The sequence below is a fragment of the Streptomyces sp. NPDC003327 genome, assembly GCF_053589515.1.
In genome coordinates this window covers 183,742-209,046 of record NZ_JBSFSA010000009.1, presented here as the reverse complement: position 1 = coordinate 209,046, position 25,305 = coordinate 183,742, and the positions used below count along the sequence as shown (strand labels likewise).

The 25,305-nt window shown below is 72.9% G+C and carries 23 protein-coding genes; 9 read left to right on the top strand and 14 right to left on the bottom strand.

Going from position 1 to position 25,305, the window contains the following annotated elements; translation table 11 throughout:
• Positions 1-48: 48 nt before the first annotated feature.
• Positions 49-936, bottom strand: a complete 888-nt coding sequence (locus ACWDVG_RS11595; protein ID WP_451698530.1) for a hypothetical protein — start codon at positions 934-936, stop codon at positions 49-51.
• 213 nt (positions 937-1,149) lie between these two features.
• Here ACWDVG_RS11595 and ACWDVG_RS11590 point away from each other — a divergent pair, with 213 nt between their 5' ends.
• The 6 genes from ACWDVG_RS11590 to cseC all read left to right on the top strand — a co-directional run bounded on the left by ACWDVG_RS11590 (position 1,150) and on the right by cseC (position 6,585).
• Positions 1,150-1,830: a phosphatase PAP2 family protein gene (locus tag ACWDVG_RS11590; RefSeq protein ID WP_451698528.1), complete on the top strand. Its 681-nt coding sequence runs from the start codon at positions 1,150-1,152 to the stop codon at positions 1,828-1,830.
• A 34-nt stretch (positions 1,831-1,864) separates the two neighbouring features.
• Positions 1,865-2,803: an A/G-specific adenine glycosylase gene (locus ACWDVG_RS11585; RefSeq protein WP_451698526.1), complete on the top strand. Its 939-nt coding sequence runs from the start codon at positions 1,865-1,867 to the stop codon at positions 2,801-2,803.
• Between the two features lie 255 nt (positions 2,804-3,058).
• Positions 3,059-3,646, top strand: a complete 588-nt coding sequence (locus ACWDVG_RS11580) for a SigE family RNA polymerase sigma factor (protein ID WP_451698524.1) — start codon at positions 3,059-3,061, stop codon at positions 3,644-3,646.
• Positions 3,634-4,449 (top strand): hypothetical protein, encoded by an 816-nt coding sequence (locus ACWDVG_RS11575; RefSeq protein WP_451698522.1) that lies wholly within the window; start codon positions 3,634-3,636, stop codon positions 4,447-4,449. Before ACWDVG_RS11580 ends, ACWDVG_RS11575 begins: the two co-directional genes overlap by 13 nt.
• 101 nt (positions 4,450-4,550) lie before the next feature.
• Positions 4,551-5,261 carry a two-component system response regulator CseB gene (gene cseB, locus ACWDVG_RS11570; RefSeq protein WP_451698520.1) on the top strand — a complete coding sequence of 237 codons (711 nt, stop codon included), beginning with the start codon at positions 4,551-4,553 and terminating at the stop codon, positions 5,259-5,261.
• 7 nt (positions 5,262-5,268) lie between these two features.
• Entirely contained in the window at positions 5,269-6,585 is a 1,317-nt protein-coding gene (cseC, locus tag ACWDVG_RS11565) for a two-component system sensor histidine kinase CseC (RefSeq protein WP_451698519.1), read from the top strand.
• A gap of 102 nt (positions 6,586-6,687) precedes the next feature.
• Here the strand turns inward: cseC and ACWDVG_RS11560 are convergent, their stop codons facing one another.
• On the bottom strand, positions 6,688-8,280 hold the full coding sequence (locus ACWDVG_RS11560; RefSeq protein WP_451698518.1) for an MDR family MFS transporter: 1,593 nt from the start codon (positions 8,278-8,280) through the stop codon (positions 6,688-6,690).
• Between the two features lie 114 nt (positions 8,281-8,394).
• Between ACWDVG_RS11560 and ACWDVG_RS11555 the strand changes: the two genes are divergently transcribed.
• Positions 8,395-8,952, top strand: a complete 558-nt coding sequence (locus tag ACWDVG_RS11555; protein WP_451698517.1) for a TetR/AcrR family transcriptional regulator — start codon at positions 8,395-8,397, stop codon at positions 8,950-8,952.
• A 20-nt stretch (positions 8,953-8,972) separates the two neighbouring features.
• On the opposite strand, the gene ACWDVG_RS11550 is transcribed toward ACWDVG_RS11555, so the two are convergent.
• Positions 8,973-9,695, bottom strand: a complete 723-nt coding sequence (locus ACWDVG_RS11550) for a M23 family metallopeptidase (protein WP_451698515.1) — start codon at positions 9,693-9,695, stop codon at positions 8,973-8,975.
• Positions 9,696-10,170: 475 nt separating this feature from the next.
• Here ACWDVG_RS11550 and ACWDVG_RS11545 point away from each other — a divergent pair, with 475 nt between their 5' ends.
• Positions 10,171-13,230 carry an NACHT domain-containing protein gene (locus ACWDVG_RS11545; RefSeq protein WP_451698514.1) on the top strand — a complete coding sequence of 1,020 codons (3,060 nt, stop codon included), beginning with the start codon at positions 10,171-10,173 and terminating at the stop codon, positions 13,228-13,230.
• An 82-nt stretch (positions 13,231-13,312) separates the two neighbouring features.
• Here ACWDVG_RS11545 and ACWDVG_RS11540 read toward each other — a convergent pair whose 3' ends face one another.
• The gene (locus ACWDVG_RS11540; RefSeq protein WP_451698512.1) at positions 13,313-15,835 is read right to left on the bottom strand and encodes an ATP-dependent Clp protease ATP-binding subunit; all 2,523 of its coding nucleotides are present in this window, start codon (positions 15,833-15,835) and stop codon (positions 13,313-13,315) included.
• Between the two features lie 493 nt (positions 15,836-16,328).
• On the opposite strand from ACWDVG_RS11540, the gene ACWDVG_RS11535 reads away from it, so the two are divergent.
• Positions 16,329-16,919 (top strand): SCO3374 family protein, encoded by a 591-nt coding sequence (locus ACWDVG_RS11535; RefSeq protein ID WP_451698510.1) that lies wholly within the window; start codon positions 16,329-16,331, stop codon positions 16,917-16,919.
• Here ACWDVG_RS11535 and ACWDVG_RS11530 read toward each other — a convergent pair.
• The 10 genes from ACWDVG_RS11530 to ACWDVG_RS11485 all read right to left on the bottom strand — a co-directional run bounded on the left by ACWDVG_RS11530 (position 16,898) and on the right by ACWDVG_RS11485 (position 25,238).
• Complete coding sequence (locus tag ACWDVG_RS11530; RefSeq protein ID WP_451698508.1) at positions 16,898-17,233, bottom strand: histone-like nucleoid-structuring protein Lsr2; 336 nt, start codon at positions 17,231-17,233, stop codon at positions 16,898-16,900. The genes ACWDVG_RS11535 and ACWDVG_RS11530 overlap by 22 nt on opposite strands.
• Positions 17,234-17,399: 166 nt before the next feature.
• The gene (locus ACWDVG_RS11525; protein ID WP_451698506.1) at positions 17,400-17,948 is read right to left on the bottom strand and encodes an amino-acid N-acetyltransferase; all 549 of its coding nucleotides are present in this window, start codon (positions 17,946-17,948) and stop codon (positions 17,400-17,402) included.
• A 9-nt stretch (positions 17,949-17,957) separates the two neighbouring features.
• A complete protein-coding gene (locus ACWDVG_RS11520; protein WP_451698504.1) occupies positions 17,958-18,377 on the bottom strand; it encodes a BlaI/MecI/CopY family transcriptional regulator in 420 nt (139 codons plus the stop codon).
• 117 nt (positions 18,378-18,494) lie between these two features.
• Complete coding sequence (locus ACWDVG_RS11515; protein WP_451698503.1) at positions 18,495-18,674, bottom strand: hypothetical protein; 180 nt, start codon at positions 18,672-18,674, stop codon at positions 18,495-18,497.
• Positions 18,675-18,688: 14 nt separating this feature from the next.
• Complete coding sequence (locus tag ACWDVG_RS11510; RefSeq protein ID WP_451698573.1) at positions 18,689-19,291, bottom strand: hypothetical protein; 603 nt, start codon at positions 19,289-19,291, stop codon at positions 18,689-18,691.
• Between the two features lie 167 nt (positions 19,292-19,458).
• On the bottom strand, positions 19,459-20,265 hold the full coding sequence (locus ACWDVG_RS11505) for a type III pantothenate kinase (RefSeq protein WP_451698501.1): 807 nt from the start codon (positions 20,263-20,265) through the stop codon (positions 19,459-19,461).
• Positions 20,265-21,284 (bottom strand): carboxylating nicotinate-nucleotide diphosphorylase, encoded by a 1,020-nt coding sequence (gene nadC, locus ACWDVG_RS11500; protein WP_451698499.1) that lies wholly within the window; start codon positions 21,282-21,284, stop codon positions 20,265-20,267. Before nadC ends, ACWDVG_RS11505 begins: the two co-directional genes overlap by 1 nt.
• Positions 21,281-23,047, bottom strand: coding sequence for an L-aspartate oxidase (locus ACWDVG_RS11495; protein ID WP_451698497.1), 1,767 nt, complete (start codon positions 23,045-23,047; stop codon positions 21,281-21,283). The genes nadC and ACWDVG_RS11495 overlap by 4 nt, the downstream gene beginning before the upstream one ends.
• Entirely contained in the window at positions 23,044-24,228 is a 1,185-nt protein-coding gene (gene panC, locus ACWDVG_RS11490; protein WP_451698495.1) for a pantoate--beta-alanine ligase, read from the bottom strand. Before panC ends, ACWDVG_RS11495 begins: the two co-directional genes overlap by 4 nt.
• Positions 24,225-25,238 (bottom strand): Rossmann-like and DUF2520 domain-containing protein, encoded by a 1,014-nt coding sequence (locus tag ACWDVG_RS11485; RefSeq protein ID WP_451698493.1) that lies wholly within the window; start codon positions 25,236-25,238, stop codon positions 24,225-24,227. The genes panC and ACWDVG_RS11485 overlap by 4 nt, the downstream gene beginning before the upstream one ends.
• Positions 25,239-25,305 lie beyond the last annotated feature (67 nt).

Here is a 25,305-nt window from a genome sequence, read left to right as displayed (position 1 = left end):
CGAGCGGGCCGCGGGGCCGGGCCGAGGGTCGGGCCCGGGCCGCCGGGGTCAGTCCTTGGCGAGCCTGAACGAGGCCGGCAGCACCTTCACGCCCGGCATCTCGACCTCCAGCAGATACGTGCCGGGGCCCGCCGGACCGGCGGGCGGCGTGGCGCACCGGGGAGCGCTGCGGGCCCGGTCCCACTCCACGGTGTGGGTGACCGTGGAGCTCGCGGGGAGGCGCAGCAGGACCGGGTTCCCCGGGCGGGGGCAGTCCGCGGAGGACCAGACCTCGTCGTCCTGGGCGTCACTGATCGTCAGCACCGCGCTGCGAGGCCCGAAATCGGCCTTGCAGGTGGTGTCCGAGGTGTTCTTGGCGACCAGCTGGAAGCGGGGCTTCTCCCCCGGCTCGTACGCGTTCTTGGTGGTCCTGAGCGTCAACTGAAGGGTGCCGGGGGCGCAGTTGGGCAGCGGTGAGCCGACCGGGAGCTGCTGGGCCGCGCCGGTGCCCGCGCCGCCGTCGCCGCCCGCGCCGTCCGTGTCGCCGTTCTTGCCGCTGCCCCCGGTGCCGCCGTCCGCGCCGGAACCGCCGTCCGCGGCGCCGTCGGAGCCCGTCCCCGCGCTCGTACCGGAGCCGCCGTCGCCCGCGTCGCCGCCGGAGCCGGCCGAGTCGCCCGTGCCCGCCGAGTCGCCCGAGCCGTCGGACTCGTCCGACTCGTCGCGCCCGCCGGGGCGTTGGCTGATCGCCGGACCCGTTCCCGCGGGGCCGGGCGTGATCGAGGGCGCGGGCGAGGAGCCGTTGGCCGCGTCGTTCGTCTTCTTTCCGCCGCCGTCGCCCGAGGTGACGGCCCAGACGGCGAGCAGGGCGAGCAGCGCGACCAGGCACAGCGCGACCGCCCTCCGTCGCCAGTAGATGGTGGAGGGAAGCGGCCCGACCGGATTGCGCAAAGATCCCACGAGCCGAACCTTACGAGAGATCCGGCCCAACTCCCGCCCCACCCGCCGCCCGAGAACCAAGTTTTGCCGATGATCACATCCTTCGTGCGCGGGAACCCCGGAGGAACTTCCCCGTCAGGCAAGGGAGATCGGCGCCGTCCGGCTTCCGCCGGGGGTCGCACCGACCGTGGGCGCGGGGCACGGGCTTCCGGATTGCGGTTAGCGTCATCCCCCATGGACAACCTCCTCGACCTCTCCGACCGGCTGTACCTCGACGTCGCCGACTTCGCCCACGCCACCCCCCACTGGTTCCAGTGGCTCGCCGAGGTGTGGACGGAACTCGGGCTGCTGCTGTTCGGCGCCCTGTTCCTCGCCGGCTGGTGGCGTTGCAGGGAACAGCCGAGCCGGGCCATGGCCCTCGCGCTGCTCGCCCCGCTCGCGACGGCCTTCGGTTACGTGGTGAGCGAGTCCTTCAAGTCGCTGGTCGACGAGGAGCGGCCGTGCCGGGCCGTCCTGGGGGCGCCCGCGCCGCTCGTCGACTGCCCGGCCTACGGCGACTGGTCCTTCCCGAGCAACCACTCCGCGATCGCCGGCGCGGCCGCGATCGCGCTCGCCCTGTCCTGGCGCGGAATGGCCTGGCTGACCGTGCCCATGGCGCTCCTCATGGCCTTCTCCCGGGTCTTCGTCGGCGTCCACTACCCGCACGACGTGACCGTGGGTCTGCTCGTCGGCGGTCTCGTCGCCGCCCTCGTGATGCGGGCGGCCCTGCGGCCGGTGGAGTCGCTGGTGACCACGGCCAGGTCGAGCCGGAGCGGGGCCGTGGTGTGGTGTGCGGGGCGCGGACTCTCGGCGCACGCCTCCGCGCGCACCGAGCACGTCGAGCGCCCCCGGCGGGCCCGCCACGGCGCGTACTGATCGCGCACGCGGACGTGTCAGGATCGGGGGTGCGATGACTTCCACCGAACACGCCCCCGCCGACGCGTCCGCCCCCCTCTCCGCCGCGGCGCCCGCCGCCCCCGGCGAGCTCCACGGGCCCGTCCTCGCCTGGTTCGACCGGCACGCCCGCGACCTGCCCTGGCGCCGCCCCGAGGCCGGCGCCTGGGGCGTGATGGTCAGCGAGTTCATGCTCCAGCAGACCCCCGTCGTCCGGGTGCTTCCGGTGTACGAGCAGTGGCTCGCGCGCTGGCCGCGCCCCGCCGACCTGGCCGCCGACGCCCCCGGCGAGGCCGTCCGCGCATGGGGCCGCCTCGGCTACCCGCGCCGGGCGCTGCGGCTGCACGCGGCGGCCGTGGCCATAACGGAACGGCACGACGGCGACGTACCCGCCGACCACGGGCAGCTGCTCGCGCTGCCGGGCATCGGCGAGTACACGGCCGCGGCGGTGGCCTCCTTCGCGTACGGGCAGCGGCACGCCGTCCTGGACACCAACGTGCGCCGGGTCTTCGCCCGGGCGGCGACCGGCGTGCAGTACCCGCCGAACGCCACCACGGCGGCCGAGCGGCGCCTCGCCCGCGCGCTGCTCCCCGACGACGAGCCGACGGCGGCCCGCTGGGCGGCGGCCTCGATGGAGCTCGGCGCCCTCGTCTGCACGGCGAAGAACGAGGACTGCGGGCGCTGCCCGATCGCCGCGCACTGCGCGTGGCGGCTGGCCGGGAAGCCCGCGCACGACGGGCCGCCGCGGCGCGGGCAGACGTACGCGGGCACGGACCGCCAGGTCAGGGGCCGGCTCCTCGCCGTCCTCCGCGAGGCCCCGGGGCCCGTGGAGCAGGCGGCGCTGGACGCCGTGTGGGACGAGCCGGTGCAGCGGGGCCGGGCGCTCGACGGCCTGGTCTCGGACGGCCTGGTCGAGCCGCTGGACGGCGGCCGGTACCGCCTGCCCCTGACCTGAGCCGGGACCTGACCTGACCTGACCTGACCTGAGCCGGGACCTGACCTGAGCCGGGATCTGCCCTGAACAGGGGCCTGGGCCCGCGCCGTACCCCCGCCCGCCTCCGGGCCCGTCCCCGTCCCCGCCCCGTCCCCCGCTGTTACACAACCGATGGGTAGCCGTGCGGCCGTCGAGGGCTTGCGCGCACAGCGCCGTGACAAGCGCTCCGTAGCGTCGGCGACGACACGGTGACCCACGGGGATGGAGGCGGTTCGAATGAGGCACGGCGAGGTGCTCGACTTCGAGGAGTACGTGCGCACGCGGCAGGACGCCCTGCTGCGCAGCGCCCGGCGACTCGTGCCGGACCCCGTCGACGCCCAGGACCTCCTGCAGACCGCCCTGGTCCGGACGTACGGCCGCTGGGACGGCATCGCCGACAAGTCCCTCGCCGACGCCTACCTCCGACGGGTCATGATCAACACCCGGACCGAGTGGTGGCGGGCGCGCAAGCTCGAAGAGGTGCCCACCGAGCAGCTTCCGGACGGCAGCGTCGACGACCCGACCGAGCAGCACGCCGACCGCGCCCTGCTGATGGACGTCCTCAAGGTGCTCGCGCCGAAGCAGCGCAGCGTCGTCGTCCTGCGCCACTGGGAACAGATGAGCACGGAGGAGACGGCGGCGGCGCTCGGCATGTCGACGGGTACGGTGAAGTCCACGCTCCACCGCGCGCTCGCCCGGCTCCGTCAGGAGCTGGAGAGCCGCGACCTGGACGCCCGCGCCCCGGGGCGGACCGGCGGCAGGACCGGGGAGCGGACGACGACCGTGCGGGGTGGCGAGGGAGGGCAGGAGCGGTGCGCGGCCTAGACGGCTCCGGCGAAGCCGACGGCAGACGCGGAGACCTGCCCGACGGCAGACGCGGAGACCTTTCCGACGGCAGACGCGGAGACGGACAGGTCGGCGGACGCGACGACACCAGCGGCGGTGACCACCGGTACGGGACCGGGGGCCGCCGCCGGCGTCGTCGTACGGCCGGGGCGGCGGGCCTCACGGCGGCGGCCGGGCTCGTCGCCGTCGGGCTCTCGCTGGCCGCCTGTTCGACCGGGGGCACGGGCTCCCGCGACGAGGGCGCGGCCCGCACCGACGAGGGGGCCGCGGCGGCGCCCACCCCCTCCGGCTCGGCGACGACCGGTCCGCGGTCCGCCGAGCGGGTGGACCCGATCGCCCTGCTGAAGGCCGACCCCAAGATCGGCGACCGGTTCAAGGACGACCTGAAGCCGTGCGTCGCCGACGCCTACCCGGTGGACACCTCCTACGGGAACATCACGGGCGCGCCCGCCCCCGACGTCGTCGTCAACGTGATGACCTGCGGCGATGCCATCGGCATCGGCACGTACGTCTACCGGAAGCAGAACGACCGGTACGAGAACGTCTTCATGGCCGAGGACGCCGCCGTGTACGCCACGATCGACCGGGGCGACCTCGTCGTGACCAAGCAGGTGTACGCGAAGGGCGATCCGGTGGCGTATCCCTCGGGCGAGGACGTGATCACGTACCGCTGGTCGGGGAACAGGTTCACGCAGCACGACTGGGTGCACAACGACTACAGCCGGGCCCTCGGCGACGGCGGGATCGAGCCCGCGCCCGCCGCCGAGCCCACCTCGGACTGACGCCCCCTGGCCCCCCGAGCCCCCCGAGCCCCGCCAAGACGCCTCCGCGAAGACCCCGACCCCGCACAGCCGACCCGAGAGACCCCCGAAGGGCGCCCCCGATGGCCGAAACCCATGTCCTGTTCGTCGAGGACGACGACGTCATCCGTGAGGCCACCCAGCTCGCCCTGGAGCGGGACGGCTTCCGCGTCACGGCGATGCCCGACGGGCTCTCCGGGCTCGACGCCTTCCGGGCGCGCCGTCCCGACATCGCGCTGCTCGACGTGATGCTGCCCGGCATGGACGGGGTCAGCCTCTGCCGTCGGATCCGCGACGAGTCGACCGTGCCGGTCATCATGCTGTCGGCCCGCGCCGACTCGATCGACGTCGTCCTCGGCCTGGAGGCCGGGGCGGACGACTACGTCACCAAGCCGTTCGACGGGGCCGTGCTCATGGCCCGGATCCGCGCCGTCCTGCGCCGTTTCGGCCACGCGGGCGGCTCCGTCGGCGCCGAGCAGGGCGACGGGGACGCGGCCGACGGGGGGCTGCTCGTCTTCGGCGACGGTGAGCTGGAGGTCGACACCGAGGGCATGGAGGTCCGCAGGGGCGGGGAGCCGGTGGGGCTCACCCCGACCGAGATGCGGCTGCTCCTGGAGTTCTCGTCGGCGCCGGGGACCGTGCTCTCCCGCGACAGGCTCCTGGAGCGGGTGTGGGACTACGGCTGGGGCGGCGACACCCGGGTCGTGGACGTCCACGTCCAGCGGCTGCGCGCCAAGATCGGCCAGGACCGGATCGAGACCGTGCGCGGCTTCGGCTACAAGCTCAGGGGCTGACGGGCAGGTGCGTCGGTTCACCCTCCGTACCGGGGTCCGCTGGAAGATCGCCTTCGCGATCGCGGCGGTCAGCGCGCTCGTCGCCGTCACGCTCAGCGTGGTCGTGCACAACGCGGCCCGCATCTCGATGCTCGACAACGCCCGCGAGGTGCAGCTGGAGCGGCTGCTCTTCGCCCAGCGGCTGTACGAGACGTCGAAGCCGAAGGAACCCCGCTTCGGCGCGAAGGTCAACGACCCGGCGCTGCCGCCGCAGCTGGACGAGCTGATGCGGGACAACCGGCGGGGCACGTACGTGCAGGAGCACCGGGACGGCGGGCCGCCGGACGTGTGGGCGGCCGTGCCCCTCGCCAACGGCGACGTGCTGTCGCTGCACATCCCCTTCGCCGACCGCAGCGCCACGATCATGGAGGACCTGGACCGGGCGCTCGTCATCGGCTCGGTCTCGGTGGTCTTCGGCGGCTGCGCGGGCGGCATCCTGATCGGCGCGCAGCTCTCGCGGCGGCTGCGGAAGGCGGCGGCGGCCGCCGGCCGGGTCGCCCAGGGCAACACGGACGTGCGGGTGCGGGAGGCCGTCGGCGGCGTCGTACGGGACGAGACCGACGACCTGGCGTGGGCGATCGACGCGCTGACCGACGCCCTGAACGCGCGGATCGAGGCGGAGCGGCGGGTCACGGCGGACATCGCGCACGAGCTGCGGACGCCGGTGACCGGGCTCCTCACGGCGGCCGAGCTGCTGCCGCCGGGGCGGCCGACGGAGCTGGTGCGGGACCGGGCTCAGGCGATGCGGACCCTGGTGGAGGACGTCCTGGAGGTGGCCCGGCTCGACAGCGCGTCGGAGCGAGCCGAGCTCCAGGAGATCGCGCTCGGCGAGTTCGTGGAGCGGCGGGTGCGGGCGCTCGACCCGGAGGTGGTCGTCCGGGTGGTGCACGAGTCCTGGGTGAACACCGATCCGCGCCGCCTGGAGCGGATCCTCGGCAACCTGCTCGCGAACGCGGCCCGGCACGGCAGGCCGCCGGTGGAGGTCACCGTCGAGGGCCGGGTGGTGCGCGTCCGCGACCACGGACCGGGCTTCCCGGAGGCGCTGCTGAAGGAGGGCCCGAGCCGTTTCCGTACGGGTGCGAGCGACCGGGCGGGCCAGGGGCACGGGCTCGGCCTGACGATCGCGGCGGGGCAGGCACGGGTGCTCGGGGCCCGGCTGACCTTCCGGAACGTGGCCGCGGAGGGGGCGCCGGAGGGGGTCGGCGGCGCGATCGCGGTGCTGTGGCTGCCGGACCACGCGCCGACGAACACGGGGAGCTTCCCGGTGCTGCGGCTGCCGGGCTGAGCGGGCCGTACGCACGGGGGCGGGGCCGGGCCCTTCGAAAGGAACCCGGCCCCGCCCCCGTACCCCCACCCGCGTACCGGCGTACCGGTCGCGTCGCCGTGGTCAGACCGTCTCCGCGACCTTCTCGTGCTCGCTGCCGCCGTCGGTCTTCTTCTCCGCCTTCTCCGCGGCGGCCGGTCCGGCGCCGCGCAGCGCCACCTCCTTGACGGGGAAGGCGAGGAGCAGGCCGAGGACGGCGACGGCCGCGCCGACCAGGAAGGCGGAGTGGGTGCCGGCGGCGACGGCGTGCTGGTACGCCTCGCGCAGCGCGTCCGGGAGCTTGGCGAGGCTCGCCGCGTCGAGCTGGGCGGTCCGCTCGGTGAGCCCGCCGCCGCCGCGGGTCGCCATCTCGTCCTGGACGCGGCTCGTGAAGAGCGCGCCCATGATCGCGACGCCGAAGGAGGAGCCGAGGGTCCGGAAGAGGGTCGTCGAGCTGGAGGCGACGCCCATGTCCTTCATCTCGACGCTGTTCTGCGCGACGAGCATGGTGATCTGCATCAGGAAGCCCATGCCCGCGCCGAGGACCGCCATGTAGACCCCGGAGGTCAGGCGCGAGGTGCCGGTGTCCATCGTGGAGAGCAGGAAGAGGCCGGCCACCATGAGCGCGCCGCCCGCGACGGGGAAGACCTTGTACTTGCCGGTGCTGGTGGTGAAGCGGCCGACGAGCAGCGAGACGACCATCATGGCCAGCAGCATCGGCAGGAGCAGCAGGCCGGAGTTGGTGGCCGAGGCGCCCTGCACGGACTGCTGGAAGATCGGCAGGTAGAGGACGGCGCCGAACATCACGAAGCCGGTGATGAAGCCGATCAGGGACATCAGGGTGAAGTTGCGGCTGCGGAAGATGTGCAGCGGCATGATCGGGTCGCTCACCCGGGTCTCGACGTACAGGAAGGCGGCGAGCGCGAGCGCCCCGCCGACCGCGAGGCCGACGATGGTGGCCGAGCCCCAGGCGTACTCGGTGCCGCCCCAGGTGGTGACGAGGACGATCGCCGTGATGCCGACGGTCAGCAGTCCGGCGCCGAGGAAGTCGATGCGGGTGCCGGTGGCGCGCCGCTTCTTCGGGAGGTGCAGGACGGTGGTGACCATGGCGAGGGCGACGGCGCCGAGCGGCAGGTTGATGTAGAAGGACCAGCGCCAGCCCCAGTGGTCGGTGATGGTGCCGCCGACGAGCGGGCCGCCGATCATGGCGAGGGCCATCACGCCGGCCATCATGCCCTGGTACTTGCCGCGCTCGCGGGGCGGGATGAGGTCGCCGATGATCGCCATGACGCCGACCATCAGGCCGCCGGCGCCGAGGCCCTGGACCGTGCGGAAGCCGATGAGCTGGCCCATGTCCTGGGCCATGCCGCTGAGCGCCGAGCCGATCAGGAAGATCACGATCGAGGTGAGGAAGACGCCCTTGCGGCCGAACATGTCGCCGAGCTTGCCCCAGATGGGGGTGGAGGCGGCGGTGGCCAGGGTGTAGGCGGTGACGACCCAGGAGAGGTGTTCGAGGCCGCCGAGTTCGCCGACGATCGTCGGCATCGCGGTGCCGATGATCATGTTGTCCAGCATCGCGAGCAGCATCGCGATCATGAGGGCGAGGAGGACGACGCGGACGCTGCGCGGCGCCTTCGTCACCTCGCCCGGGGTGGTGGTGTTCGACTGCGCAGCCATGTCGTTTCCTTACTTGCCGCCCGGCTAGTTACTACACTGGGGACGGTAGACCGCTAACTAGCCGGTCGTCAAGTAAGTATGTGAGCAAGCGTGAGCGCGGGAGCGGAGCGGACCATGGCCAGAGGCAACACGCGGCAGCGCATCCAGGACGTGGCCCTCGAACTCTTCGCCGCGCAGGGGTACGAGAAGACCTCGCTCCGCGAGATCGCGGAGCACCTCGACGTCACCAAGGCCGCGCTCTACTACCACTTCAAGACCAAGGAAGACATCATCATCGGGATCTTCCAGGACCTCACCCGGCCCGTGGACGAGCTGATCACCTGGGCACGGGAGCAGCCGCGCACGCTGGAGGTCAGGGCGGAGATCCTGCGCCGCTACCAGGCGTCCCTGATCAGCGCCGCCCCGCTGTTCCGCTTCATGCAGGAGAACCAGGCGGCGGTCCGCGAGCTGAGCATCGGCCTGACCTTCAAGGAGCGGATGCTCGAACTGAGCGACCTGATCCAGGAGCCGGAGTTCGCCGTCAAGGACCGGGTGCGCTGTGTGAGCGCGATCTTCGCCCTGCACGCGGGGATGTTCTTCATGGACAACGTCGAGGGCGACTCCGAGGAGAAGCGCGAAGCCGTCCTCGAGGTCGCCCTCGATCTGCTCACCCAGGCGCACGGGGCGCGCTGAGGGGTTCAGCCGGTCGGATGTCAGATGCTGACGCCGTGGGACCGCAGGAAGGCGGCCGGGTTCACGGCGGAGCCGTAGTTCGGGGTCGTACGGATCTCGAAGTGCAGGTGCGGCCCGGAGGAGTTGCCGGTGTTGCCCGAGAGGGCGATCTGCTGGCCGGCGGCGACCTTCTGGCCGATCTTGACCTTGATCTTCGACAGGTGGGCGTACTGCGAGTACGTGCCGTTGCCGTGCTTCACGACGATAGCGTTGCCGTACGCGGGGCCGTCGCCGCCGCCGTTGGGGCCGGCCTTCACGACGGTGCCGAAGCCGGCGGCCTTCACCGGGGTGCCGACCGGGACGGCGAAGTCCTGGCCGGAGTGCTTGTGGGCCCACATGGCGCCGCCCTGGTTGTAGCTGGCGGTCAGGGTGTAGGAGCTGACCGGCTTGACCCAGGAGGCGGCCTTCTTGGCGGCGACGGGCTTGGCCTTGGCCTTCGCGGCGGCGGCCTTCACCTGGGCGGCCTTCGCCTTCGCGACCTTCGCCTTGGCGGCGGCGGCCTCGACCTGGGCGAGCTGGGCGGCGTGCGCCTGGGCGTCGGCCTGGGCGGCGACGGCGGCGGAGACGGTCGCGACGGCCGGGGCGGCCTTGCCCTCGGCGGCGAAGGCGGACCCTGCTCCGGCCACCATCGTCGCTCCCAGACCCGCGGCGGCGAGGGCGACGGCGGAGACACGGGCGGCGGGGTTCATGACGCGCTTCGACATACGGGGGAAAACCTCCGGGCAGAACGGGACCCGACGCGAACGGTGCGGCGCGCCGGGCTTGCTCATCCTTGGTAACCCGGACCCCCAGCCGGGCCAAAACACCCCATCTACGACATTGCGTCGTAGCGATCTCCCCCGGAATAGGACTCTTGACAGGCCCCGGGCCGCCTCGCGAAATCGGACATACCGCCGCAAGTTTTCCGGTTTACGCCCATGTCACGAGGGCCCGGAAGGGCCAGAAAGAGGGCCTGGTGCCCGGTGCGGGACCTTTGGGGGCTCCGTGCCGTTGGTTGACACCTGTACGTCCTGGTTTCACATGAAACCTCACCACTAATCCCGCTAGTACCCCTGAAAACCCCTGTGCGCCTTGTCACCGCGCCGCCCCCGTGGATGGGATCTGGGTCACGCGACCGACCCTCCCGACGCGCTCCTCCGCACTACGCTGATCACTTCGGGGACGTACGGGGGGACACACATGGAACCGGCACTCATCGGCACCCGGCTGGCCTCGGCAGCCATCGGCCCGCTGATCAAGAAACTGCTGGTCAGCGAGGCTCCGGGGGCGGGTCTCACCGGGAACGAGCGCTCCGTCCGGCTCACCTCCCTCCTCTCCTTCCGCGGCGAGAAGCGCAGTCTCACCGAGAAGGACGTCCGCAAGCTCGCCGCGACCCTCGTCGGGCGCTCCCGCGAAGGCGCCGGCTCCCGCGGAGGGTCCGGTGAGAGCCCCTTCCCCGTCGACGAGACCGAGGCCGTCGTCGACACCCTGACCGGGACCCTGCTGGCCCTCGGCGACCTCGACATGGACGACGTCCAGGCCGTACGCCTCGGGCACCGCGAGCTCGCCCGCCGCCTCCGCGCCGCCGCCCCGGCCCCCGACGGGCTCTCCACGGACTCGGTGCTCTACCTGGAGTCCCTGACCGAGTGGGCGTGCCTCCACATCCTGGAGTTCTTCACCCGGCGCTCCACCTTCGTCGCCCGCAGCCTCGTGGAGCAGAGCCGGGGCCAGGCCGAGCTGATCGCCAGGTTCGACGCCCTGCTGGTCTCGCACCCCGGCCCGGCGGCGCAGGACGCCGTCTTCGAGCGGCGGTACCTGGCGTACCTGGCGAAGAAGCACGGCCACCTGACGATCTACGGCATCGACCTGCACCACTCGGCGGACGAGTGGCCGCTGGACGTGGCCTATCTGTCGCTGGAGGCGACGGGCCAGGGGCAGCGCCAGGACCCCCACCAGGGCGAGCACCCCGGCGCCGCCGCAGGTGTCGCCGCAGGGGCCGTACGCGCCGACCTCGCCCTCGCCCGCCACGACCGGGTCCTCGTGCGCGGCCTGGCAGGCTCCGGCAAGACCACGCTCGTCCAGTGGCTGACGGTCTCGGCCGCCGCCCCGGGCCGCGGCGCGGAGGGCGCGGCCGAGGGCATGGCGCACCTCCGGGGCCGGATCCCCTTCGTCCTCCCCCTGCGCAGCCTCACCCGGCACGGCGAGCGGCTCCCCTCCGCCGACCGCTTCCTCTCCGCCACCGGCTGCCCGCTCGCCGCGCCCGAGGGCTGGGCGGACCGGGTCCTCGCCGCCGGCCGGGGCCTCGTCCTCGTCGACGGCATCGACGAGATCCCCGAGGCCGAACGCGGCCGGGCCCGCACGTGGCTGCGCGACCTGACCGACGCGTACGAGGGCAACCGCTGGCTCGTGACCTCGCGGCCCACCGCCGTGCACGACGACTGGCTGGCGCGCGACGGCTTCACCGAGCTGACCCTCTCCCCCATGTCCCGGGCCGAGGTCACCACCTTCGTACGCCGCTGGCACCGGGCCGGCGGGCCCGACGCGGCCCCGTACGAGCAGCCGCTCCTCGACGCCCTCCGCGGCACCGAGCACGTCGCCCAGCTCGCCACCAACCCCCTCATGTGCGGGCTCATCTGCGCCCTCCACCGGGACCGGCGCGGCTTCCTGCCCCGTGGCCGCAAGGCCCTCTACGAGGCCGCGCTGTCCATGCTGCTCACCCGCCGCGACCGCGAGCGGGACATGGGGACCCCGTACGGCGTCGCCCTCGACGAGGCCCCGCAGATCCAGCTGATCCAGCGGCTGGCGTACTGGCTGACCCTGAACGGCCGGACGGAGCTGGACCGCGGCCGCGCCGAGGCGATCGTCGAGCGCGCCGCGCCCTCGGTCCCGGAGGCCGCCGCCCACGATCCGGGCGCCCTGTTCACCCACCTCCTCCACCGCAGCGGCCTGCTGCGCGAGCCGACCGCCGACACCGTGGACTTCGTCCACCGCACGTTCCAGGACTATCTGGCGGCGAAGGCCCTGGTGGACGAGTGGGACATCGGCGTCCTCGTCGACCACGCCGCCGACGACCAGTGGGAGGACGTCATCCGCATGGCCGTGGGCCACGCCCGGCCGCGCGAGTGCGCGGAGATCCTGCGCGAGCTGCTGAAGGCGGCGGACGCGGCGGAGGACCACCGCTCGACGCAGCTGCGCGTCCTGGTGCTGGCGGCGACGGCGCTGGAGCACGCCACGGAGATCTCCCCGCGGGTCCGCGAGGAGATCCTGGCCCGGACGGCCGAGATCGTGCCGCCCCGTTCCTTCGAGGAGGCCCACCGGCTGGCGGCGGGAGGCCCCGCGGTGCTGCGGCTGCTCGGCGGCCCCGAGGAGCTGGACGAATGGTCCGCCTACTACAGCGTGATCACGGCCACCCATGTCACGGCCGAGGCCGCCGTCCCCTATCTGGCCCGCTTCGCCGGCCACCCGTCGCTGCTGGTCCGGTCCCAGTTGATCCATTCCTGGTCGCGCTTCGACACCCGCCTGTACGGCGAGGAGGTCGTCGCGCGGCTCGACCCCACCGACCTCCGGTACACCGTCCGCAGCGACGAGCAGGCGGACGAGCTGCTCCGGCTGGGGTTCCATCCGTCCCGGCTCGACGTCGGCGACGGGGTTTCCGCCGAGGCCCTCGCCCGGCTCCTCGCCGCGTGCGACCCGGTCGCGCTGAGGCTCCAGCGGTACGGCGAGCGGGCCGACCTCTCCGTCCTGTCCGCCCTGACGCGCCTGACCTCCCTCGTCCTGGAGACGGACGTCGACACCGTCTGGTCGGCCGGTGATCTGCCGGTGGCGACCCCGCTCGCGGACCTCGACCTTCCGGAGAGCTGGCCGGCGGAGGGTCTCGGCGGCCTCGCCCGGCTCGGTGGTCTCACCACGCTCCACCTGTGGCAGACGGACCCGCTGAAGGCCGACAGCTGGCGGACCCTCGCCACCCTCCCCGCGGTGCACACCCTCTCGGTGGCCGAAACCGACCTCCAGGGCTGTCCCGGGGACCTCGTTCTCCCGGGCGTACGGACCGTCCGGCTCACCTACTACGACGCGCCCGCGCTCGACGAGCTGGCCCGGGTCTTCCCGTCCCTGGAACAGCTCGAACTCTTCCACGAGGGGGGCTCCGCCCCGGACGTCTCTCCGCTCGCCGCCCTCCCTTCCCTGCGGTACGTCCGCACGGACAGCGACACCACGGGCGACGACGCGCTGCCGGGCTCCGTCCGGGTCGGGCGGTTCTGACGCCACCGCCATACAGAAGGGGCGGCCCCGGAACCGTCAGGTTCCGGGGCCGCCCCTTCAGCGCTGTGCGCTCAGCGCGGCGTCACGCGTCCTTCGAGAGGTTCGGGCCGGTGCCGCCCGCCGCCTCGACCGGCGGGACGTCGGGCAGGGCCGACTTCTCCTCGCCGCGGAAGGTGAACTTGCGCTCCTCGCCCTCGCCCTCGGTGTCCACGACCACGATGTGACCGGGCCGCAGGTCGCCGAAGAGGATCTTCTCGGAGAGGGTGTCCTCGATCTCGCGCTGGATCGTCCGGCGGAGCGGACGGGCGCCGAGCACGGGGTCGTAGCCCTTCTTCGCGAGCAGCTCCTTCGCGGACTGGGAGAGCTCGATGCCCATGTCCCGGTCCTTCAGGCGCTCGTCGACGCGGCCGATCATCAGGTCGACGATCTGGAGGATGTCGTCCTGCGTCAGCTGCGGGAAGACGATGATGTCGTCCACACGGTTGAGGAACTCCGGGCGGAAGTGCTGCTTCAGCTCGTCGCTGACCTTCGCCTTCATCCGCTCGTAGTTGGACTTCGTGTCGCCCTGGGCCGCGAAGCCGAGGTTGAAGCCCTTCGAGATGTCCCTGGTCCCGAGGTTGGTCGTCATGATGATGACCGTGTTCTTGAAGTCCACGACCCGGCCCTGGGAGTCGGTCAGACGACCGTCCTCCAGGATCTGGAGAAGGGAATTGAAGATATCCGGGTGGGCCTTCTCGACCTCGTCGAAGAGGACGACGGAGAACGGCTTGCGGCGCACCTTCTCGGTGAGCTGGCCGCCCTCTTCGTAGCCGACGTATCCGGGCGGCGAACCGAAGAGGCGGGAAACCGTGTGCTTCTCGCTGAACTCCGACATGTCGAGGGAGATCATCGCGTCCTCGTCGCCGAAGAGGAATTCGGCGAGAGCCTTGGAAAGCTCGGTCTTACCGACACCGGACGGACCGGCGAAGATGAACGAACCACCGGGGCGCTTCGGGTCCTTCAGACCGGCACGCGTACGACGGATCGCCCGCGAGAGGCCGATGACGGCGTCCTTCTGGCCGATGACGCGCTTGTGGAGCTCGTCCTCCATGCGGAGCAGACGCGAGGACTCCTCCTCGGTCAGCTTGAAGACCGGGATGCCGGTGGCGGTCGCGAGGACCTCGGCGATCAGCTCGCCGTCGACCTCGGCGACGACGTCCATGTCGCCGGCCTTCCACTCCTTCTCCCGCTTGGCCTTCGCGGCGAGGAGCTGCTTCTCCTTGTCGCGCAGGGAGGCGGCCTTCTCGAAGTCCTGCGAGTCGATCGCGGACTCCTTGTCGCGGCGGACGCCGGCGATCTTCTCGTCGAACTCGCGGAGGTCCGGCGGCGCGGTCATCCGGCGGATGCGCATCCGGGAGCCGGCCTCGTCGATCAGGTCGATCGCCTTGTCCGGGAGGAAGCGGTCCGAGATGTACCGGTCGGCCAGGGTCGCGGCCTGGACGAGGGCCTCGTCGGTGATGGAGACCCGGTGGTGGGCCTCGTACCGGTCGCGCAGACCCTTGAGGATCTCGATCGTGTGCGGCAGCGACGGCTCGGCGACCTGGATGGGCTGGAAGCGGCGCTCCAGCGCGGCGTCCTTCTCCAGGTACTTGCGGTACTCGTCGAGCGTGGTGGCACCGATGGTCTGGAGCTCACCGCGGGCCAGCATCGGCTTGAGGATGCTGGCGGCGTCGATCGCGCCCTCGGCGGCGCCCGCACCCACGAGGGTGTGGAGCTCGTCGATGAACAGGATGATGTCGCCGCGGGTGCGGATCTCCTTGAGGACCTTCTTCAGGCGCTCCTCGAAGTCACCGCGGTAGCGGGAGCCGGCGACCAGGGCGCCGAGGTCCAGGGTGTAGAGGTGCTTGTCCTTGAGGGTCTCGGGCACCTCGCCCTTGACGATGGCCTGCGCCAGGCCCTCGACGACGGCGGTCTTGCCGACGCCGGGCTCGCCGATGAGGACCGGGTTGTTCTTCGTGCGGCGGGACAGCACCTGCATGACCCGCTCGATCTCCTTCTCGCGCCCGATGACCGGGTCGAGCTTGGACTCGCGGGCCGCCTGGGTGAGGTTGCGGCCGAACTGGTCGAGGACCAGGGACGTCGAGGGCGTGCCCTCGGCAGGACCGCCGGCGGTGGCGGCTTCCTTGCCCTGGTAGCCGGAGAGCAGCTGGATGACCTGCTGCCGCACCCGGTTGAGATCGGCGCCCAGCTTGACGAGGACCTGGGCGGCGACGCCCTCGCCCTCGCGGATCAGGCCGAGCAGGATGTGCTCGGTGCCGATGTAGTTGTGGCCGAGCTGGAGGGCCTCCCGGAGCGACAGCTCCAGGACCTTCTTGGCACGAGGGGTGAAGGGGATGTGCCCGGACGGGGCCTGCTGGCCCTGGCCGATGATCTCCTCCACCTGCTGGCGGACCGCCTCGAGCGAAATCCCGAGGCTCTCCAGGGCCTTAGCGGCGACACCCTCACCCTCGTGGATAAGGCCCAGAAGGATGTGCTCGGTGCCGATGTAGTTGTGGTTGAGCATCCGGGCTTCTTCCTGAGCCAGGACGACAACCCGCCGCGCGCGGTCGGTGAACCTCTCGAACATCGTTAATCGCTCCTCAGAGCGGTCAGTCAGTTAGGGGTCGATCCCCTCCCTGTCCTTCCGCAGCTTAGTCCCGCAAGCGGGGACCGCTCATTCCAACTGCCGACATCCGTCCGGATCACCCCCTTGTCCGTGGGGAGACCTGCTGCCGAACAGCCGACAAATGCTCCAACCCGATGGTGCGAGACGATGTTCCCGCAGGCCAAGCAGTTACCCGCGCCATCAGTACGCCGATGGCGAACGTGAGACGCCAAAGCCCGCGAGTCGCCCCTTCCCACAAGGAATGTCTTACCCGTAGGGACTGACACTCCATGCGGCGCACCCCGGTTCCCTCCGCTACCAGCGAACACCCTTGCGCCGACGAATGCACCCGTAAGACCCATCCCGGACACCCTGCGCGTCCGGACCGGTACGGAGCGTCGTCCGCGACGGGCCGTCGGAGCCGTCTCCGGCGACGGGGGCGTAACCATCTCCGGTCCGTACCAGTTGGCCGGACATGGCCCTCACCGTCCCCTCCCCCCGCGTGCCGCTCGACGACGGCCTGGCGCGCTGGTACGAGCAGGAGCTCGGCTGGGCGACGGTTCCGGGGCCGCCGACGCAGCTGGTCACGGGACTGCTCTTCGACGTCCTCGAGCTGCCCGCGGCGGCCGGTCGTGGCGTGCTGCGCCGGATGGGCGCGGCCACGGGCCCGGTGGCCCTGATGGGGCGGCGCATGCGGTTGCTCGTGGCCGCGGGGAGCGCGGACGAGCTCCCGGGACTGCTCGACTGGCTGGAGTGGGGCGGGATCTCACTGGACCTCGCCGCACTGGGCGCCGACGGCCGGATGACCGCGCCCCTTCCCCCGGGGCGGGGCGGTTCCGGCGCGCCGGGCGCCGCCGTCTGGCTGCGGGACCCGGTGCCGGGCCGCGAGGTCGCTTCCTCGCTGCCGGCCCTGCGGTCCGCGCCCTGGGGCGTTGCGGGCGCCCCGTGCCTGGCGCGTCTCGTGGCCGCCGCCGCGGCGGAGTGCCACCGGGTGCGGCTGCTGAGTGCCCGTACCCGGGGGCCGGTGGCTCAGCAGCTGGCGCCTCAGCGGTTCGCGTCCTCGTAGGCCGCCTTGATCTCCGCGGGCACGCGGCCGCGGTCGTTGATGTTGAGCCCCTGCTCCTTGGCCCACGCCCGGATCTTGGCGGTGTCGGGGCTGCCCGCCGCGACGGCACGGCCCTTGGTGCGGCCGCCGGCCGCGCGTCCGCCGGTGCGGCGACCGCTCTTGGTGTACGGCTCGAGCAGGCCACGGAGCTTTTCCGCGTTGGCGGTGGTGAGGTCGATCTCGTAGCTCTTGCCGTCCAGCGCGAACGTCACGGTCTCGTCGGCCTCGACGCCGTCGAGGTCGTCGACAAGAAGGACCTGAACCTTCTGTGCCACCGGTTTTCCTTTCATCGAAAATGCAGTACGCGGAAAGGAAACCGCTTTTCCCGGAAAAACACAAACCCCTGGGAGAGGTTCAGAACCCCGGCAACGCGGGAAACGTGCGCGATTCGGACATAGGGCTACGGCCCGGCTTCCTCCGGGACGGCGGGCGGCTTCCCGTTCAGAGGTGCAGAAGCATCCGGCTGTTGCCCAAGGTGTTCGGCTTCACTCGTTCGAGACCGAGGAACTCGGCGACGCCCTCGTCATAGGAACGCAGGAGCTCGCTGTAGACATCTCCGTCGACCGGGGTCTCGCCGATCTCGACGAAGCCGTGCTTCGCGAAGAAGTCCACTTCGAAGGTCAGGCAGAATACCCGCCGGACCCCGAGCCATCGGGCGGTGTGCAACAACTTGTCGAGCACCTGATGACCGACGCCCGCGCCCTTGAACTCGGGATCGACGGCGAGAGTGCGGACTTCCGCGAGGTCTTCCCACATCACGTGCAGGGCGCCGCAGCCGACGACGGTGGAGTCGGTGTCGCGTTCCGCCACCCAGAACTCCTGGATGTCCTCATAAAGCGTCACCGTGGCCTTGTCGAGGAGGATGCCGCGGCGCACGAACGGATCGACGAGACGCCGGACGGCGGCGACATCGGTGGTGCGGGCCCTTCGGATGGTGACGGCATTCGCGGAAGGGGCCGGGGAGGGGACTGGGGATGCGGGCGTCGACATGGGGGGACGCTATCGCTCCGGGCCCCCGGCGCCTTCGGCGCCCTCCTCCGGCGCGGCGGGGACGGGGTTGTCGCGCTGGACGATACGGATGGCGTCGTTCAGCGACTCCCGCTGCTCCGGCGACATCATCCCGAAGAAGGCCACGAGGGCGGCGGCGGGGTTGTCGCTCTGCGCCCAGGCTTCGTTCATCAGTGCGGCCGAGTAAGCGGCGCGGGTGGAGACCGCCGTATATCGATAGGCGCGGCCTTCGACTTCCCTGCGCACCCAGCCCTTCTGATGGAGATTGTCCATGACGGTCATGACGGTGGTGTAGGCGATGGACCGTTCCTGCTGGAGGTCTTCCAGGACTTCCCGGACGGTTACCGGGCGGTTCCATTGCCAGACACGCGTCATGACGGCGTCTTCGAGTTCTCCCAAGGGGCGGGGCACAGCGCCACCCTAGTGGCAGAAACGAGACAAAGCATCCATTGACCGACATCGGCCGGGAGAAAGCAACAAAAAGGGCGCACGACCGAAAAAGGTCGTACGCCCCGGGTGGGGGGAACGCTACGAGGTGGTCGCACCGTCCGCCTGGCGGGCGGCCTCGGCGCGGGCGAGGGCGGCGTCCACGGCCTCGTCCTCCTTGGCCTTGTTGGGCCCGCCCTGGCTCTTGACGATCGTGACGACGAGGCCGATGAAGAACGCGGCCATCACGACGGGGGGCAAAAGCGCGGATACGTAGTCCATGACGACCACGATAGCTATCCGGCGGCCCGTTCCTCGGGCGGGGGCGGCGGTACGGGCCTCCGGCGCGGCGGGAACACCTCGGAGGGCTTGGGGACCGGGCGCTCGCCCGGCGCGGGCGTGGGGGCGGGCGGCGGCGTCGGCCTCGGCTCCTGGGCCGCCCGCCCGCCGGGGAGGGCGAGGAGCCGGGCGCGGGGCGCCGCGAGGGCGGGGACGGCGGCGCGCGGCGCGGGCGCGGTGGCCTGCGAGACCCGGGCCAGGCGGGCGCGCACCGAGCGCTCGGCGAGGATCTGGCAGCGGGTGAGGAGCGCTGCGGCCGTGGCGTTGCCGCGCAGGGCGCGCAGGGCGGCGAGGTCGTCGGCCCCGGGGTCGTACCCGGCGGCGAGGGCGTCCTGGAGCAGCTCCAGATAGCCGGTGAGGGCGCCGGGAAGGGCCTCCCGGTAGCGGGCCAGGTCCTCCAGGAGGAAGGCGCGCAGCCGGCCGGCCTCGCGCACGGCCTCGTCAACGGATTCGGCCAGGCGCAGGGTGTCCTGGACGTCCTCGTCCTGGAGGGGGGCAGGGTGGAGGGCGATGGCAAGGGCGCGGCGGAGCACACGCAGCTCGTCCGCGCTGAACGCCATGCCGCCGCGGGATCCGTATGGCGTGGGCATGGGCCGACGATACGCGCTAATCGGACAAATTTCGCTTACCGATCATCCGACGCGCCGTCGCCGCCCACCCCCGTCAGCCGGTCGTCCCCACCCGTCGCCGGGTGGGCGGGGCCGGGCCCCGCCCGCTCCCCCGGGCCTCACATGCGGGACGCGTTCCGCTCGTACACCAGGCGCAGGCCGATCAGCGTCAGCCAGGGCTCGTGCTCGTCGATCTCCTGCGAGTCCGCGAGGACCATCGGCGCCAGACCGCCCGTCGCGATCACCGTCACGGCGGACGGGTCGCCCTTGGGGCCCACCAGCTCGCGCTTCATCCGCGCCACCACGCCGTCGACCTGCCCGACGTACCCGAAGACGATGCCGGACTGCATGGCCTCGACCGTGTTCTTGCCGATCACGCCGCGCGGCCGGGCCAGCTCGATCTTGCGGAGCATCGCGCCCCGCACGCCGAGCGCCTCCACCGAGATCTCTATGCCCGGCGCGATCGCCCCGCCCGCGTACTCGCCGCGCACGCTCACCGCGTCGTACGTCGTCGCCGTGCCGAAGTCCACGACGATCGCCGGGCCGCCGTACAGCTCGACCGCCGCGACCGCGTTGACGATCCGGTCCGCGCCGACCTCCTTCGGGTTGTCCGTGAGGATCGGGACGCCCGTCTTCACGCCCGGCTCCACCAGGACGGCGGGCACGTCGCCGTAGTAGCGGCGGGTGACCTCGCGCAGCTCGTGCAGCACCGAGGGCACCGTCGCGCAGATCGCGATGCCCTCGATGCCGTCGCTCAGCTCGACGCCGAGCAGCGGGTGCATCCCCATGAGGCCCTGCAGCAGGACCGCCCACTCGTCGGCGGTCCGGCGCGGGTCCGTCGAGATGCGCCAGTGCTCCACGATCTCCTCGCCGTCGAAGAGACCGAGGACCGTCTGGGTGTTGCCGACGTCGATCGTGAGCAGCATCAGACGGCCGCCTCGCGCAGGTCGAGGCCGATGTCGAGGATCGGGGAGGAGTGCGTGAGCCCGCCGACCGCCAGGTAGTCCACGCCGGTCGCCGCGTACGCCGCCGCGTTCTCCAGCGTCAGGCGGCCGGAGGACTCCAGGACGGCGCGGCCCGCGACGATCGCCACGGCCTCCTCCGTCTCGATCGGGGTGAAGTTGTCCAGCAGGATCAGGTCGGCGCCCGCGTCCAGGACCTCACGGACCTGGTGCATCGTGTCGACCTCGACCTCGATCGGGACGTCCGGGAACTGCTCGCGGACGGCCTTGAAGGCCTCGGCGACGCCACCGGCCGCCACCACGTGGTTGTCCTTCACCAGCGCGGCGTCGGAGAGCGACATCCGGTGGTTGACGCCGCCGCCGCAGCGGACCGCGTACTTCTCCAGGGCGCGCAGCCCCGGCGTCGTCTTGCGGGTGTCGCGGACCTTCGCCTTCGTGCCCTCCAGGGCGTCCGCCCACGCGCGCGTGGCGGTGGCGATGCCGGAGAGGCGGCAGAGGATGTTCAGCGCGCTGCGCTCGCCCGTCAGCAGGTCGCGGGTGCGGGCGGTGACGCTGAGGAGCTTGTCGCCGGCCTCGACGCGCTCGCCGTCCTCGACGTGCCGCTCCACCACGAACTCGTCCGTGCAGACGATCGACAGGACGGCCTCGGCGACCCGCAGGCCCGCCACGACGCCGGCTTCGCGCGCGGTGAAGTCGGCGGTGGCCACGGCGTCCTCGGGGACGGTCGCCACGGTGGTCACGTCCACGCCGCCGTCCAGGTCCTCGGCGATCGCCAGGTGGGCGATGTCCTCGACCTGCACCGGGTCGAGACCGGCGTCGGCGAGCAGCTCCGCGAGCGCCGGGTCGAGCCCGCACTCGAACTCCTCGCCGTCGCCGCAGGCGCAGCCGTCGCCGCAGCCGTCGGGCTCGTCGGAGGAGACCGTGTTGATCTGGATGAGAGGGACGTCCACGGGCTCGGGACGGCTTTCCTCGGGCGTGCTCACTGCGGCTCCCTTGCGGCATCGACGGTGGGGGGAAAGGCGGGGGTGTCGGTGGTGCGGACGTCGAGGGTCCGCGCCGGGGTGAGGCGTACGACGAGGTGGCGGCGCCAGGCGGCGTCGTCGCGCTCGGGGTGGTCCTCGCGCCAGTGGCAGCCGCGGGTCTCCTCGCGTCGGGAGGCGGCCGCGACCAGGAACCGGGCCACGGCGAGCAGGTTGGTGGTCTCCCAGGACTCCACGCCGGGCTCGGCGGACTTCGGCTCGGCGGCTCCGGTTCCGGTTCCGGTTCCAGTGGTTCCGGTTCCGGCGCCGGGGGCGTGGGCGTGGGCGGGCGACGTCTGCGCGGCGGGCGGGACGTGGAGGGCGTCCAGTTCGCCCGAGGCCGTCCGCAGGCTCCCGGCGGACCGGATCACCCCCGCACCCCGCGTCATGATCCGCTGGATGCGGCGCCGGGCGCCCGGTTCGAGCAGGGGCAGGACCACCGGGTCCTCGTGCTCCACCGGAACCGCCGGGCCGCGGCCGGCGGCGCGGGCCACCACGTCCTCGGCGATGCGCTCCGCGAAGACCAGCCCCTCCAGGAGCGAGTTCGAGGCGAGGCGGTTGGCGCCGTGGACGCCCGTGCAGGCGACCTCGCCGCACGCGTACAGGCCCGGCACCGTGGTCCGGCCGTGCAGGTCGGTGCGGACGCCGCCGGAGGCGTAGTGGGCGGCGGGGGCCACCGGGATCGGCTCCGTCACCGGGTCGATGCCGTGCGCCCGGCAGGCCGCGAGGATCGTCGGGAAGCGCTCCGCCCACATCGTGGGGCCGAAGTGGCGGGCGTCGAGGTACATGTGCTCGGTGCCCTGCTCGTGCATCCGCCGCGTGATCGCCTTGGCGACGATGTCCCGGGGCGCCAGCTCGGCCAGCTCGTGCTGCCCCAGCATGAAGCGGACCCCGTCCGCGTCGACCAGGTGGGCGCCCTCGCCGCGTACCGCCTCGGAGACCAGCGGCTGCTGGCCCTCGGAGTCGGCGCCCAGGAAGAGCACCGTGGGGTGGAACTGGACGAACTCCAGGTCGGAGACCTCGGCACCGGCCCGCAGCGCGAGCGCCACGCCGTCGCCGGTGGACACCGACGGGTTCGTCGTCGCGGAGAAGACCTGGCCCATGCCGCCGGTCGCGAGGACCACGGCCGGGGCGTGGACGGCGCCGACGCCGTCGTGCTGGCCCTCGCCCATGACGTGCAGGGTGACGCCCGCCGTACGGCCCTCGGCGTCGGTCAGGAGGTCGAGGACGAGCGCGTGCTCGATGGTCCGCACGCCCCGGTCCCGTATCGCCTCGACCAGGGCGCGGGAGATCTCGGCGCCCGTCGCGTCCCCGCCCGCGTGCGCGATCCGGTCGCGGTGGTGCCCGCCCTCGCGGGTCAGGGCTATCTCGCCGCCGGGGGTCTTGTCGAAGTCGGCGCCCGTCGCGATCAGGCGCCGCACCGCGTGCGGGCCCTCCGTGACGAGCAGCCGCACGGCGCTCTCGTCGCAGACGCCCGCCCCGGCGACGAGCGTGTCGTCGAGGTGCTGCTCGGGGGTGTCGCCCTCGCCGAGCGCGGCGGCGATGCCGCCCTGGGCCCAGCGGGTGGAGCCGTCGTCGAGGTTGGCCTTGGTGACGACCACCGTACGGAGCCCGGCGGCGGTGCAGCGCAGGGCGGCGGTCAGCCCGGCGACGCCCGAGCCGACCACGACGACGTCGGCGTCGATGGCCCAGCCCGGCGCGGGGGCGTGCAGCCGTATTCCGGTCACTTTGCGGCTCCGAAGGTCAGCGGGACGTTGTCGATCAGCCGCGTGCTGCCCACCCGCGCGGCCACGGCGAGGATCGCCTCGCCGTCGTGGTCGTCGGCGACCTCCGTGAAGTCGGCCGGGTCGACCAGGGCCAGGTAGTCCAGGGTGAGCGGCGGTTCCGCCTTGGCCGCGTCGTCCAGGACCGCGCGGGCCGCCGCCCGGGCGGCCTCCGCGCCACCGGCCTCGGCGGCCTGCGCGACCGCGTGCGCGTCGGCGGCGGCACGGGCCTCGCCGAGCCGGGACAGCGCCTCGGCCCGGGTCTCGGCCCGCCCCTGCGCGCCGGGCAGGGAGGCGGCACGCGCGCGCAGCGCCTCCTGGGCGGCGAGCCGGTCGCGCGCCGCGAACAGCGCGCGCGAGAGGGCGAGGGCCGTACGGCGCTCGCCGGCGGACAGGTAGCGGTTGCGGCTGGAGAGGGCGAGGCCGTCGGTCTCGCGGACCGTCGGCACCCCGACGATCTCCACCGGGAAGTTCAGGTCGCGGACCATGCGGCGGATCAGCGCCAGCTGCTGGGCGTCCTTCTGGCCGAAGAACGCCAGGTCGGGCGCGGTGAGGTGGAGCAGCTTGGCGACGACGGTCAGCATGCCGTCGAAGTGCCCGGGGCGGGAGGCGCCTTCGAGCCGCTCGCCCATGGGGCCCGCGGTGATCCGGACCTGGGGCTCGCCGCCCGGGTAGACCTCGTCCACGGAGGGCGCGAAGACGGCGCTCGCGCCCGCGTCGAAGGCGAGCGCCAGATCGGCGTCGAGGGTGCGGGGGTAGCGGTCGAGGTCCTCGCCCGCGCCGAACTGCAGGGGGTTGACGAAGACGGTCACGACGACGAAGCCCTCGGCGCCGACGCGCGCGCGGGCGGCGCGGACGAGGGTGGCGTGGCCCTCGTGCAGGGCGCCCATGGTCATGACCACGGCGGTCCGACCGGGCACGCCCCAGCGGCCGACGGCCTCCCGCAGGCCCTCGACCGTGGGGAGCAGCTCGGCCGGGCGGTACGTGACCGGGCGGCCCCCGGCGGGCCGAGGCCGGGCAGGGTGGTCCCCGGCGGAGGGGGCCTGGGACGGGCGGTCCTCGGAGGGACGGTCCCCGGCGGGGCGGTGCCGGGACGGGGGGTCCTCCGACGGGCGGTCCCCGGCGGGGCGGGCGGGCAGGGTCATCGGTCGTCGTCTCCTTGCGGCCCGTCGGCCTGCGGTCCGTCGGCCCGGGGCTCGTCCGCCTGCGGTCCGGCGGCGGGGTCTGCGGGGTGGGCGGCCGTGCCCGGGGGCTCGGCGAGCACGCCCAGCAGGTCCTCGGCCAGCTCGGGCTTGAGCAGGCCGTGGGAGAGAGCGCGGTCGGCGGTGGTGCGGGCCATCGCCAGATAGCCGGCGACGGTGCCGGGGGCGTGCTTGCGCAGCTCGGCGACGTGCGCGGCGACCGTGCCGGCGTCGCCGCGCGCCACGGGGCCCGTGAGGGCCGCGTCCCCGGACCGCAGGGCGTTGTCGAGGGCGGCGCCGAGGAGGGGGCCGAGCATCCGGTCGGGCGCGGCGACCCCGGCCGTGCGGAGCAGCTCCATCGACTGGGCCACGAGGGTGACCAGGTGGTTCGCGCCGAGGGCCAGGGCCGCGTGGTACAGCGGCCGGGCCTCCTCGCGGATCCACTCGGGCTCGCCGCCCATCTCGATCACCAGGGCCTCGGCGGCCAGCCGCAGCTCCTCGGGCGCGGTCACCCCGAAGGAGCAGCCGGCCAGCCGCTGCACGTCCACGGAGGTGCCGGTGAAGGTCATGGCGGGGTGCAGGGCCAGCGGCAGGGCGCCGGCGCGGCGCGCGGGGTCCAGGACCCCGACGCCGTACCGCCCCGAGGTGTGGACGATCAGCTGTCCCGGGCGCACGGCCCCGGTCCCGGCGAGCCCCTCGACGAGACCCGGCAGGGTGTCGTCGGGGACGGTGAGCAGGACCAGGTCGGCAAGCGCCAGCACCCGCGCGGGCTCGACGACCGGCACGTCGGGCAGGAGTTCGGCGGCCCGGCGCCGGGAGGCGCTGGAGACCGCAGAGACGGCGACGGGGCGGTGTCCGGCGAGCCGGAGCGAGGCGGCGAGGGCGGGTCCGACCCTCCCGGCGCCGACGACTCCTACGGAGAGCCGGGCGGGCCGGTCCTCGGCTCTGGGCTCGGGCGCTGCTGGTGCGTTCACGGTGGGGACGGCCTTCCGTTCCAGTCCTCGGCGGGTACCGGACGATTTCTGGTCATGCTACGCCAGC